Origin of the sequence: Bacillus cereus ATCC 14579, from assembly GCF_000007825.1 — a bacterium.
GTDB classification, from domain to species: Bacteria; Bacillota; Bacilli; order Bacillales; family Bacillaceae_G; genus Bacillus_A; species Bacillus_A cereus.
Genome location: NC_004722.1, coordinates 67260 through 80000, shown reverse-complemented (window position 1 = coordinate 80000; position 12741 = coordinate 67260). Strand labels below are relative to the sequence as shown.

The following is a 12741-nucleotide window of genomic DNA, read 5'->3' as shown; positions in this document are numbered from 1 at the left end:
CTTTAAGTCAATAAGACGATCTAGATGTAACATACATACATCAATTTTCTCGCGCACTGTTGGTTCCGGCATTAATTCACCTGTCTCCAAATACTTTACCGTACGATAAATCATCCACGGATCTCCAAGAGCCGCACGACCAATCATAACACCATCTACACCAATTTCATCAAGCATACGCTTTGCATCTTGCGGCGTTGCGACATCACCATTTCCGATAACCGGGATATTTACAGATTGTTTTACTTGTTTAATAATATCCCAATCCGCTTTTCCTTCATACATTTGCACTCGTGTACGTCCGTGAACCGCCACAGCTTGGCCACCAGCACGCTCAACAGCCCTAGCATTTTCTATTGCGAAAATATGTTCTTCATCCCAACCGATACGCATTTTAACTGTAACCGGCTTTTCTACAGCATCTACAACCGCTGCTACCATTTCATATATTTTATTCGGATCTAAAAGCCACCTTGCCCCCGCATCACATTTAACGATTTTCGGCACTGGACAACCCATATTAATATCAATTATGTCTGCTGTCGTATATTTATCTACATATTTCGCAGCATCTACAAGAGTTTCTTTCTCTCCACCAAAAATTTGTAAACTTAATGGCTTTTCTCTCTCGTCGATATATAACATATCTAATGTTCTTTTATTATTAAGTAATATTGCCTTATCACTTACCATTTCAGCACAAACTAAGCCGGCACCAAATTCTTTTACTGTTAAACGGAATGCAGAGTTACACACTCCCGCCATCGGTGCTAGTACAACCGGATTTTTCATCTCGATATTTGCAATCTTTAACAATCAACCTACTCCTTCCTGTACAATCACTTTGGCATTAATTCCTCTATCGAAACATTTAATGCCTTAGCAACTTCTACTACAAAATCTTGAGAAGGCGATCTATTCCCTCTCTCAACTTCACCTAAAACAGATACAGATACCCCTAGTTCTTTAGCAAAACCTTCTTGTGTATAGCCTTTTAGCTTTCGAAAAGCACGAATGCGTCTTCCCCATTTTTCTGCTTCCATATCGTTACTCCCTCTCGCCTTTTCATTTCTTCTACTTGTGAACGTGAAATGTTTTGTTTTATGTCTTGATTAATCTCTAACAACGGAACGATAACAAAAGCTCTTTCAAACATCCGCGGATGCGGAACAATAAGATTCTCTGCTTCAATATTCTCTTGATTATAAAGTAAAATGTCAAGGTCGATAGTCCTCGGCCCCCACCTAATTTCCCTTTTTCTTCCTAGGTCATTTTCTACTTTTTGTGTTACTTTCAATAACTCTTGTGGTGATAAATTGGTAGAAATTTTTATAACTAAATTTAAAAAGCAACTTTGGTCAGTATAGCCAACTGGCTCAGTTTCATATACAGATGAAATATCATCAACCTGAATATAAGGATTTTTATTTAAAAACTGAATCGCTTCAGTTAGATACGTATAACGCTCTCCAATATTTGACCCTAATGCAATGTAAGCTATATTGTTCATGGACGTTCTCTCGTAATTTCTACTGCTACAGCACGATAATGACCCGGTATCGGTGGATCCGGCTTAATTACCTTAATTGTACAGCGTGAAATACTTTCATATTGTTTTAATATATCTGCAGCAATATTTTCAGCGATACTCTCCACAAGCTTATACTTTCTATCCTCAACAACTTTTCTACATAATTCGAAAAGCTCTCCATAATTGACCGAATGCTCTAAGTCATCACTTTCCCCTGCACGCTTTAAATCCAACTCCACCGTTAAGTCAACTTTAAATCTCTGACCTAATTTATTCTCCTCTGGGAACACACCATGATAACCATAAAACTCCATATCATGGATATAAATTTTATCCAATTACCTTACCCCCTTACCAATCATCGCATCCATCATTTTAGCCATACGCGCCATTTCTTTCACATCATGGACACGAACAAACTCACAGCCCTTTTCAATACCAAGACAAACGGTAGCTCCTGTTCCCTCAAGGCGTTCCTCCACTGGCAAATCTAATACGTGCCCAATAAAGGACTTTCTCGAAGTACCTAAGAGAACTGGATAACCTAGCACATTTAACTGTTCTAAATTACGCATCGCCTCTAAGTTCTGCTCAGGTGTTTTAGCAAAACCGATACCTGGATCTAAAATAATATTCTCATCTGGCACACCAGCATTTTTAGCAATTTTAATACTGTCATACAAATCAGCAATCATATCCGCCATTAAATTACGATAATTCATATTATCGCGGTTATGCATTAAAATGATGGGTACATCATAATGAGCTGCGACTTCAGCAATTTTTGGCTCCGCCTTCGCTCCCCAAATATCATTAATAATATGAGCACCAGCCTCAATTGCTTGCTTTGCAACTTCAGCTTTATATGTATCGATAGATATAGGCAATTTTACTTCTTTTGAAACTGCTTGAATCATCGGGACAACTCGCTTTATTTCTTCTTCTACTGATACTTTAGCAAAACCTGGGCGAGTAGATTCGCCACCAATATCAATAATATGAGCACCTTGACCTTGCATTTCTTTTGCGTGACGTACCGCAGCATCTACCTCGTTGTAACTCCCACCATCAGAAAACGAATCTGGTGTTACATTTAAAATCCCCATAATTAATGTTTTTTCATTTAAATTCAATGTATATTCGCCGCAGCGCAAATCATAATCCCACTTCAAACTACACATCTCCTCTTCGTAGTTCATTTCTGCTCCATAATTTCTCTCTTTGCATTCCATAAAGGTACATTAAACTTTTTGTAACCACTCCTACTTTACCCGGGAAATCCTGCGCTTCTATACGATAAAGCGGAACAATTTCTTGAATGGAGTTTGTTACGAAGACTTCATCCGCTGAAAGTAGCTCATCTTTTGTAAAGAAACCTTCCTTTACTTCTATATTTAATTCTTCAGCACTCTTTATAATAAACGCACGAGTGATACCATTTAAAATCCCTGTCTCTAACGAAGGTGTATATAAAACATCACCTTTCACAAAAAATAGATTCGAAACAATGCCCTCTGCAACATAACCTGCTTCAGTAAGGAAAATACCTTCCTTACTCACAACATTTCCAATTTCACGCTTCCCTAAAATATTATTTAAATAGTGATGAGACTTCAGGCGAAATGTCCCTTCCGGTGTATTTCGCACTTGTTTTAGAATAACACCTTCTTTTTCCACTACATCCCCTGGAGCTGTTAAAGGTTTTATAAAAACAATAACAGAAGGCTCTTCATACATTTCCGTTTGTAATCCTATTTCATCTATACCCGCCGATACATTAAAACGTACATATGCATGCTTCAATTCATTCTTAGCGAGTAAATCTTTCAAAATAAGCATCACATCATTTTTTGTCATTGTCCATTTAATTTGCAATGTATCCAGCGCCTCTATTAAACGGTTATAATGATCATCCAATAAGAAAGGATGACCATTATAAATACGAAACGTTTCAAAAACTCCAAGACCATATAAATAACCATGATCATAAGGAGAAATTCTCGCTTCACTTGCTTCTACATACTGACCATTTACGTAAATTAACATAATGTCGCACTTGGACTGTATTTACGAATGAAATTCTGCAACAGCTCTTTCCCATGAGAAGTCATAATAGATTCTGGATGGAATTGCACACCCTCTATCGGCAATGTCTTATGACGAAGTGCCATAATTTCCCCTTCCTCTGTCCAAGATGTTACCTCTAAGCAATCGGGTAACGTCTCTTTCTTAACAATAAGGGAATGATAGCGCGTCGCAGTAAACGGATTAGGAATATCCGAAAAAATCGTCTTTCCATCATGATGCATAAGCGACGTTTTTCCATGCATTAATCGGTCTGCACGGACAACCTCTCCACCAAACACTTGTGCAATGGATTGATGCCCTAGACAAACACCAAAAATCGGAATCTTTCCAGCAAAGTATTTAATAACTTCCATACTAATCCCAGCTTCATTAGGACTGCACGGACCTGGAGAAATCATTAGAAAATCTGGTTTCATATTCTCAATATCTGAAATGGTCACTTCATCGTTACGTTTAACAACGAGCTCTTGTCCAAGTTCTCCAAGAAACTGCACTAAATTAAATGTAAAAGAATCATAATTATCAATCATTAATATCATTTCTCTCACCTAACCGTTTCTTCACTACGTTCTTTTGCACGCCATAAAGCAATCGCCTTTTTTAACGACTCTTTATATTCATTTTCCGGATTTGAATCAATTACAATTCCCGCCCCTGCTTGTACATGAGCTTTTCCATCTTTAGCAAGAAGTGTTCTAATTACAATATTCAATTCTGTATCTCCAGAATAACCAATCCAACCGATTGACCCTGTATAAATCCCTCTTCGAACAGGTTCTAATTCCTCAATAATTTCCATCGTACGTATTTTTGGGGCACCAGTAATTGTTCCCCCAGGGAATACAGCCTTCACTAAATCAAAAGCATCTTTATCTTCTTCCACCTCACCACGCACATTAGAAACAATATGCATAACATGTGAGTATTTCTCAATTACCATAAATTCATCTACTTCTACAGTGCCATATTTACAAACACGTCCTAAATCATTTCTTTCTAAATCCACAAGCATTACATGCTCTGCTCTTTCTTTTTCGTTCTCAATTAATTCTCTTGCTAATTCTTCATCCTCTTGCTCATCCGCGCCTCTAGATCTCGTTCCAGCAATCGGTCTTGTACTTACTTCAGTTCCTTGTTTCTTAATTAACAACTCTGGCGATCCACTAACGATTTGAAAATCCCCAAGCTCCAGGTAACCCATATATGGAGATGGATTAATTTCACGAAGACTTGTATAAATTTCTAGTGGGTGTGTCTGTAACGTTCTTTCTTGTCTCATCGACAAGTTTACTTGGAACACATCACCCGCTCCAATATATTCTTGAATACATTCAACTGCCTTCATAAAGCCAGCTTCAGTAAAAGCAACTGCTTCACTTTTCTTTTCAGGACTTTCAAAGGGCACGGTCACTTCAGGCGCTTCTGTCATCCAAAGACTCTTCCACTCATTTAGCCGTTCTTTCGCCTCTTCATATTTATCTACATAATGCGTAATAACCCATAACACTTGTTCTTTTTGATCATAGACAAATACGTCATCAAATAATAAAAAGAAGATGTCAGGTATATCAATATCATCTTCCGCAAGAGAAGGCAGCTTTTCAATATAACGGATACAGTCATAACTGAAATAGCCAATTGCACCACCTTGAAAAGGCGGATACTCTGGGTTATAGTCCGTCTTCCATTGTTCCATATATTCTTGCATTAAATCTAACGGATTCCCTCGTTTTATTGTTCCCTTACCACTTTCACTTATATGTAACGTTTCATCCTTCCCTCGGATTACCGCTACTGGGTTCAGCCCTACAATGTTATAACGACCGCCACGGCCGCTTTCTAACAAAATATGTTGCGATTTACCCTGAGAAAGAAATTTATATTGCTTAAAGAAATCTAACTGATATGGAATAGAAAGCGCTAAAGATTTTCTTCGTTGCATATCAACACCCCGTCTTCTTTTATCCCACCCTCTTAGATAAACCAGCTCAAACTACATAAGTTATTTATATAGAGATTGATTATACTCGAAGGCTAGTGAAAATAATTTAATTATACTACCTCTTATTTTACATGAAGTTTTCTAGTCATTCACTCTTTTCCTATTTCCAATCCCAAAAGAAAAAGCACCCTTTTTCAAGGATGCTTTTTCAATCGCGTTTAATTAGGATTCAAATTGATAAAGTGGTGTACTTAAATAACGTTCACCGTTACTCGGGATAATAACAAGTACCTTTTTCCCTTTACCTAACTTTTTCGCAACCTCTGTTGCTGCATAAATAACTGCGCCTGAAGAGATACCAACTAAAATACCTTCCTCTTTAGCCACTCTTCTCGCATATTCAAATGCTTGCTCTGTTTTCACTTGAATAATTTCATCATATACTTCTACATCCAACGTCTCCGGAACAAATCCCGCCCCAATTCCTTGGATTTTATGTGGACCTGGCTTCCCACCAGATAATACTGGTGAATCTGCAGGTTCTACTGCATAAATTTTAATATCTTTATACGCTTCCTTCAGTACTTCACCAGCACCAGTAATCGTTCCACCTGTACCAATACCTGCAATAAACGCATCTAATTGGTCGCCCATTTGTTCAATAATTTCTGGACCTGTTGTTAAACGGTGAATTTCTGGATTCGATTGGTTTTTGAACTGTTGTGGTATAAAGTAGCCATGTTCTTTTGCTAATTCAGTCGCTTTACGAATTGCTCCACCCATTCCTTCAGGCCCTGGAGTCAATACTAATTCCGCACCGTAAGCACGTAATAAATTACGACGCTCAATACTCATTGTTTCTGGCATTACTAAGATTGCATTATATCCTTTAGCAGCCGCTACCATCGCTAAACCAATTCCTGTGTTACCACTTGTCGGCTCAATGATTGTATCGCCCTCTTTTAATAATCCCTTTTTTTCAGCATCTTCAATCATAGCTAATGCGATACGATCTTTAACACTACTCCCCGGATTCATAAATTCTAATTTTAAGTATATATCTGCGCTGTCTGATTCTACGATGCGGTTCAACTTAACGATCGGCGTTTTCCCGATTAATTCTGAAACTGATTGTGCCACTCGCATTCCTGTCACTCCTAACACCGAGTATTTTTATTGGTTTTATCTATATTTAGATTTTGTCAGAAAATTCCCTGTTTGTCAATTCATTTGGAGGATTGCTCCTCTTAATTCCCTTATTACAAATTCTCGATTAAATTTGTAATATCTTCTTTAGAGAACTTGTATCGTTCATTACAGAAATGACAGTGAACTTCTGTCTCTTCCTCTTCTTCACGAACTTGCTCTAACTCTGTTTTACCTAAACTAATTAATACACTCTCAATACGCTCGCGTGAGCATGTGCAATTAAATTGAACATCCATTGTTTCTAATACTTTTACTTTATCTTCTCCAAGAACTGCATATAGTAGCTCTTCCGGAGAAAGACCTTGTTCAATCAACGTTGATACAGGTGGAATCTTTTGTAAACGGTCTTCAATAAATGAAATCGTTTCATCTTGCGCACCCGGCATAATTTGAAGGATGAATCCACCTGCCGCTAATATGCTATCATCTCCATTTACAAGAACACCAACACCTACAGAAGAAGGCGTTTGTTCAGAAACTGCAAAATAATACGTAAAGTCTTCTCCTAATTCTCCTGAAACGATTGGAGATTGACCAATAAACGGCTCACGCATTCCAATATCTTTAATTACAGTTACAAACCCCTCTGTACCTACCGCTTGATATACACGTAACTTCCCTTGTTCTGTTCCTTCAAAATCAACATGCGGATTCGTTACATAACCACGTACATCTCCATTTGCATGAGCATCTACTAAGATAGGGCCAATTGGACCGTTACCTTCTACCTTAATCGTTAACTTTTGCTCGCCCTTTAACATTGCGCCCATCATTGTACCCGCAGTCAAAGAACGCCCTAGTGCCGCTGAAGCTGTTCTCCATGTATCATGACGTCTTTGCGCCTCACTTACTGTATTTGTTGTACGCACACTATACGCACGCACTTCTCCATCAAATGCTAACGCTTTTACTAAATAATCTTTCATACGTATTTATTCACCTTTCTCATGCTGTAAATTTGCATTACGTTCATATAACATATACAAACCTTTTAACGTTAAAAACGGATCTACAATATCAATTACATTCGATTCTTCGGAAATTAATTTTGCCAATCCACCTGTTGCAATAACTTTAGGTTCTTGTCTAGCTTCTTCTTTCATACGCTTAACAATACCTTCCACTTGTCCAACATAACCATAAAGAATACCAGATTGCATCGCACTTACTGTATTTTTCCCAACAACACTGCTTGGTTTTGTAATTTCGATACGAGGAAGTTTTGCTGCTCTGCTATATAAAGCCTCTGCTGAAATCATAATTCCTGGCGTAATAACTCCACCCATATAATGTTTTTCTTCGTTAATATAACAATATGTAGTAGCCGTACCAAAATCAACAATAATGAGCGGACTTCCATATAAGTGGATTCCTGCTACTGCATTTACAATTCGGTCTGCGCCTACTTCACGCGGATTTTCATATTTAATATTTAGTCCTGTTTTTATCCCAGGCCCTACTACAAGCGGTTTAATTTTAAAATATTTTTCACACATGCGCTCTAAAGCAAACATAATTGGTGGTACGACTGAAGACACAATAATACCTTTCACATCTTCAAACGAAAGACCCTCATGCTCAAGCAATTGCTTTACAAGCATTCCATATTCATCTTCTGTCTTATGACGATCTGTTTCCATGCGCCAATGCTGACGAAGTTCCCCCTCTTCAAACACACCTAGTACAGCATTTGTGTTCCCTACATCCAATACAAAAATCATATTCTCACCACTTATCTTATTTAATCTATATTTGTGCAGTATGTATAAAACTTATAAAAACATCATATCACACATACTTATATAATCAGCTTTCCTATCCTCATCATTTTACAAAAAGATTGCTCTCTATTTCAATTTTTAATACTAGGTTTACTTAAATTACTTTATCCACTAAGTTCTCAATAGTAATTAACAAAGATTTTAACAAACAAAAAAGGAGTGACGATAGTCACTCCTTCACTTCTTACTTATCTTCTTTATCCTCATCGTCTTTCTTCATGTTGATGTTTACTTTCACATCATCTGAAGATGTTGGACGTTCTGGCAATCTGCCGTAATCACATAAATGATTGATTTGCTCTGCATCTAACGTTTCTACTTCAAGTAACGTTTGTGCGATAATATCTAGTTTATCACGGTTTTCAGTAAGAATTTGTTTTGCACGAGCATAACATTCTTTCATAATTGATTGCATTTCCATATCGATTTCATGTGCAATCGCATCACTATAGTTTTGTTCTGAGTGGAAGTCTCTTCCTAAGAACACTTGACCACCTTGCGAGCTACCAAATTGCATCGGTCCAAGTTTGTCACTCATACCAAATTCCGTAACCATACGTCTTGCAATACCAGTCGCACGTTGGAAGTCATTATGAGCACCTGTACTCACTTCACCAAATACAATCTCCTCAGCTACTCGGCCACCAAGTAAACCAGTGATTTTATCAAGTAACTCTGGTTTCGTCATGAAGTAACGATCTTCTTTCGGAAGCATTACCGCATATCCACCAGCCTGACCACGAGGGACAATTGTTACTTTATGAACGACATCTGCTTCATCAAGAACAACACCAATTACAGTATGACCTGCTTCATGGAAAGCAACGATATTACGTTCTTTTTCAGAGATAACACGACTTTTCTTAGCTGGACCTGCAATAACACGATCCGTCGCTTCATCGATATCACTCATATCAATTTTCTTCTTATCTTGACGTGCAGCTACTAAAGCAGCTTCGTTTAATAAGTTTTCAAGATCCGCACCAGAGAATCCTGGTGTACGAGTCGCAATTGCTCTTAAATTAATATGCTCATCAAGTGGTTTATTACGCGCATGTACTTTCAGTACAGCTTCACGGCCATTTACATCTGGACGATCTACTGTAATTTGACGGTCAAAACGACCTGGACGTAATAACGCTGGGTCAAGAATGTCTGGACGGTTTGTCGCAGCAACGATAATAATACCTTCGTTTGCACCGAATCCATCCATTTCAACAAGTAATTGGTTCAATGTTTGCTCACGCTCATCATGACCACCACCAAGACCTGCGCCACGTTGACGACCTACTGCATCAATTTCATCAATGAAAATGATACAAGGAGCATTTTTCTTTGCATTTTCAAATAAATCACGTACACGTGATGCACCGACACCGACAAACATCTCTACGAAGTCAGAACCACTGATAGAGAAGAATGGAACGCCAGCCTCACCTGCAACAGCACGTGCTAATAAAGTTTTACCTGTACCTGGAGGTCCAACTAATAGGACACCCTTTGGAATACGAGCACCAACTTCAGAGAACTTACGAGGGTCTTTCAAGAATTCAACTACCTCAACAAGTTCTTGTTTCTCTTCATCCGCACCAGCAACATCTCTGAAACGAACTTTTTTCTTTTCATCATTATATAACTTCGCCTTACTTTTCCCGAAGTTCATAACACGGCTACCGCCGCCTTGAGCTTGGTTTAATAAGAAGAAGAATAAAATGAAGATGATGACAAATGGAATGATTGAAGTAAAGAATGTTACCCAAGCACTTGTTTCTTCTGCTGGTTGATACTTAACTTCGGCACCTTTCGCTTTATCATTAATTTTCTTTTGTAATTCCTCAGTATTTGGTGCATAAGTAACAAATTGTTCTCCTTGGCTAGAGTTATTAAATTGTCCTTTTACCTCAAATACACCATTTTTCGGTTGAAGTTGCACATTACGCACTTCACCGCTTTCTAGTTTAGTAATGAATTTGTCGTAGCTAACTGATGTCGTTTTTTGTGTCGAACCATTAAAATAGCTCACGATTCCAATTACTACTAAGAATATCAGTAAATAAAAGATGGTATTACGGAAGATACGATTCATTCCTAACCTCCTCTCACGGCATAAACACTATAGTAAATCGTAACATAGAAAAACTTTCCTATACAATTGTGAAGCCTATATTTAATTAATTTGAGTAAACGCTTGGTTTTAATACGCCTACATAAGGAAGATTACGGTATTGCTCTTTATAATCTAATCCATATCCTACTACAAATTCATGTGGAACAGTAAATCCAACATAATCCGCTTTCAGATCAACCTTACGGCCTGTTGGCTTATCTAAAAATGTAACAATTTTTACAGACTTCGCTTTACGATATTTGAATAAGTCTACTAAGTAGCTTAGTGTAAGACCACTATCAATAATATCTTCGACGATTAAAATATCGCGACCTTCTACAGAAGTATCAAGATCTTTTAAAATTTTCACTTCGGCTGTTGAAACTGTAGAGTGACCGTAACTAGATACAGCCATAAAATCCATTTCAAGATATGTATCTGTTCTCTTTAATAAATCTGCCATGAATGGCATTGCGCCTTTTAATACACCAATTGCAAGAGGTACTGTGTTTTTATAATCCTCTGCAATAATTGCACCTAGTTCGCGCACCTTTTCTTGTATTTGCTCTTCAGAAATTAATACTTTTTCGATATCTTGATTCATCATTTCATTATCCTCCCGGAAGACTCCTTGCTTTTGTAGTGAATAATCATATATTTATCCTTCTTTGCCATCTCTTTCGAAATTGCAAATGCAGATCGTTTCAACAAGGGTACCCAAATAATAGTCCCACTTGCATCACAAACGACCGGCCATTCTTCTCTTTTTTCTTTCGGTACTTTCGCTTCGATAAAAATAGCTTTTATCTTTTTCGTGCCATTCATACCTTGTATTGACATGCGATCTCCATTTTCTCTAGAACGAATACGAAGTGGATATGATATATCATTATACTTAGCAACAAATACTGTTTCATTCATGTTACTTGGTATATCTTCGCTCACCTCTGTTACAAATTTATCCCCGTTCAATAGCGTAATGGTCCCGGGTACTAATAAATCTTGTGAAAAAGGAGAGACAATTTCTTGTTTAAATCTAAAGCTACACTCCTCGTATGAACGAACAATTTTCAAATCACCCGGAAAATCAAGTGAACCTGAAGGTTGTGTCCGCTTAAAAAACTCAATCAACTTGTCAATATGTATAGAAGAAAGAGAAGATGGAATCTTATATTCATAAAGATAGTTTAATATTAGTTGAATCCCTCTTCTTTGTAAAGGCATAGACATGGATTCAAAGGCAGGAATTGATAAGCTAATTTGTTTATCACTTTTTTTTGTAATTACTTTATTCATTTTCTCAAAAGCTAATTCCTGCAAATAAGCCTCATCCTCTTGCATCTGCACGCTAAATTTTTGGAATTTCTCATGCATTTGTGGATTTTCTTCTTTCAAATGAGGAAGGACATATTTACGTAATCGATTCCTTGTATATACTTCCTTTTTATTACTCGGATCTATACGTGGCATTAAATTTAGCTTATTACAGTAATCAACAATTTCTTCCTTCGTTACGCCAAGTAACGGCCTAATTAAATATCCATTATGAAAAGGACGCTTCACTGCAATTCCTGCATATCCTTTCGGAGTACTCCCTCTTACAAGACGCATTAAAATTGTCTCGACTTGATCATCTCCATGATGTCCAAGAGCAACATATCTCGCATCATATTTCTTCATTATTCTTTCCAAAAATGCATATCTGCATTCTCTCGCAGCAACCTGTGCATTCATTCCGTATTGCTGTTGATATTGTGATACATTAATCCTTATCGTTTCACAAATAATTCCCAGTTCTTCACAAAGGCCCTGCACAAACTGTAAATCCTCATAAGATTCATCACCTCTAAACATATGATCCACATGAGCAACTACAATTTCCAACTGTTTTTCCGCTCTTTTTTCTAATAAATAATATAAAAGCGCTAACGAGTCAGGACCACCAGAAACTCCCACAACAATTGTTGAATCATTCTTTAATACATCATGCTGCTTTACAAAGTCATCTACTTTTTCAACAAATGTATCTTTCAACTTCGCAATCACCTTTCATTAAACAAGAACAGCAACCTTAGTCACCTTG

General features: G+C 37.4%; 14 protein-coding genes (1 of these 14 cut by a window edge). All 14 read right to left on the bottom strand.

Annotation, left to right across the window (positions count from 1 at the left end):
* Positions 1–816: the 5' portion of a tRNA dihydrouridine synthase DusB gene (dusB, locus tag BC_RS00425; RefSeq protein WP_000912251.1), read on the bottom strand. The gene continues 183 nt to the left of window position 1, outside the view; 816 of the gene's 999 nt are visible here — the first part of the coding sequence; it begins with the start codon at positions 814–816; its stop codon lies off the left edge, out of view.
* Positions 817–839: 23 nt separating this feature from the next.
* Positions 840–1043, bottom strand: a complete 204-nt coding sequence (locus tag BC_RS00420) for a helix-turn-helix domain-containing protein (RefSeq protein ID WP_000387031.1) — start codon at positions 1041–1043, stop codon at positions 840–842.
* On the bottom strand, positions 995–1510 hold the full coding sequence (gene folK, locus BC_RS00415) for a 2-amino-4-hydroxy-6-hydroxymethyldihydropteridine diphosphokinase (protein ID WP_001059449.1): 516 nt from the start codon (positions 1508–1510) through the stop codon (positions 995–997). Before folK ends, BC_RS00420 begins: the two co-directional genes overlap by 49 nt.
* On the bottom strand, positions 1507–1869 hold the full coding sequence (gene folB, locus BC_RS00410; RefSeq protein WP_000358062.1) for a dihydroneopterin aldolase: 363 nt from the start codon (positions 1867–1869) through the stop codon (positions 1507–1509). Before folB ends, folK begins: the two co-directional genes overlap by 4 nt.
* On the bottom strand, positions 1870–2730 hold the full coding sequence (folP, locus tag BC_RS00405; RefSeq protein WP_002164656.1) for a dihydropteroate synthase: 861 nt from the start codon (positions 2728–2730) through the stop codon (positions 1870–1872). It abuts the gene before it with no gap.
* Positions 2705–3577, bottom strand: coding sequence for an aminodeoxychorismate lyase (pabC, locus tag BC_RS00400; protein ID WP_000909884.1), 873 nt, complete (start codon positions 3575–3577; stop codon positions 2705–2707). Before pabC ends, folP begins: the two co-directional genes overlap by 26 nt.
* Positions 3571–4158: an aminodeoxychorismate/anthranilate synthase component II gene (gene pabA, locus BC_RS00395; protein WP_000602293.1), complete on the bottom strand. Its 588-nt coding sequence runs from the start codon at positions 4156–4158 to the stop codon at positions 3571–3573. The genes pabC and pabA overlap by 7 nt, the downstream gene beginning before the upstream one ends.
* 5 nt (positions 4159–4163) lie before the next feature.
* A complete protein-coding gene (pabB, locus tag BC_RS00390) occupies positions 4164–5561 on the bottom strand; it encodes an aminodeoxychorismate synthase component I (RefSeq protein WP_001189724.1) in 1398 nt (465 codons plus the stop codon).
* Positions 5562–5783: 222 nt separating this feature from the next.
* Positions 5784–6707, bottom strand: a complete 924-nt coding sequence (gene cysK / locus BC_RS00385) for a cysteine synthase A (protein ID WP_001261712.1) — start codon at positions 6705–6707, stop codon at positions 5784–5786.
* 113 nt (positions 6708–6820) lie between these two features.
* Positions 6821–7696 (bottom strand): redox-regulated molecular chaperone HslO, encoded by an 876-nt coding sequence (gene hslO / locus BC_RS00380; RefSeq protein ID WP_000656372.1) that lies wholly within the window; start codon positions 7694–7696, stop codon positions 6821–6823.
* Between the two features lie 6 nt (positions 7697–7702).
* The gene (locus tag BC_RS00375) at positions 7703–8491 is read right to left on the bottom strand and encodes a type III pantothenate kinase (protein WP_000578368.1); all 789 of its coding nucleotides are present in this window, start codon (positions 8489–8491) and stop codon (positions 7703–7705) included.
* A gap of 244 nt (positions 8492–8735) precedes the next feature.
* Positions 8736–10637 (bottom strand): ATP-dependent zinc metalloprotease FtsH, encoded by a 1902-nt coding sequence (gene ftsH, locus BC_RS00370; protein ID WP_001079674.1) that lies wholly within the window; start codon positions 10635–10637, stop codon positions 8736–8738.
* An 85-nt stretch (positions 10638–10722) separates the two neighbouring features.
* Entirely contained in the window at positions 10723–11265 is a 543-nt protein-coding gene (hpt, locus tag BC_RS00365) for a hypoxanthine phosphoribosyltransferase (RefSeq protein ID WP_000981841.1), read from the bottom strand.
* The gene (gene tilS, locus BC_RS00360; protein WP_000655465.1) at positions 11262–12692 is read right to left on the bottom strand and encodes a tRNA lysidine(34) synthetase TilS; all 1431 of its coding nucleotides are present in this window, start codon (positions 12690–12692) and stop codon (positions 11262–11264) included. Before tilS ends, hpt begins: the two co-directional genes overlap by 4 nt.
* Between the last annotated feature and the right edge of the window lie 49 nt (positions 12693–12741).

Coding starts and splice junctions, on each gene's coding strand:
- BC_RS00420 (WP_000387031.1), bottom strand. CDS start 1,043: ATGGAAGCAGAAAAATGGGGAAGACGCATTCGTGCTTTTCGAAAGCTA.
- folK (WP_001059449.1), bottom strand. CDS start 1,510: ATGAACAATATAGCTTACATTGCATTAGGGTCAAATATTGGAGAGCGT.
- folP (WP_002164656.1), bottom strand. CDS start 2,730: ATGAACTACGAAGAGGAGATGTGTAGTTTGAAGTGGGATTATGATTTG.
- pabC (WP_000909884.1), bottom strand. CDS start 3,577: ATGTTAATTTACGTAAATGGTCAGTATGTAGAAGCAAGTGAAGCGAGA.
- pabA (WP_000602293.1), bottom strand. CDS start 4,158: ATGATATTAATGATTGATAATTATGATTCTTTTACATTTAATTTAGTG.
- pabB (WP_001189724.1), bottom strand. CDS start 5,561: ATGCAACGAAGAAAATCTTTAGCGCTTTCTATTCCATATCAGTTAGAT.
- cysK (WP_001261712.1), bottom strand. CDS start 6,707: ATGCGAGTGGCACAATCAGTTTCAGAATTAATCGGGAAAACGCCGATC.
- hslO (WP_000656372.1), bottom strand. CDS start 7,696: ATGAAAGATTATTTAGTAAAAGCGTTAGCATTTGATGGAGAAGTGCGT.
- BC_RS00375 (WP_000578368.1), bottom strand. CDS start 8,491: ATGATTTTTGTATTGGATGTAGGGAACACAAATGCTGTACTAGGTGTG.
- ftsH (WP_001079674.1), bottom strand. CDS start 10,637: ATGAATCGTATCTTCCGTAATACCATCTTTTATTTACTGATATTCTTA.
- hpt (WP_000981841.1), bottom strand. CDS start 11,265: ATGATGAATCAAGATATCGAAAAAGTATTAATTTCTGAAGAGCAAATA.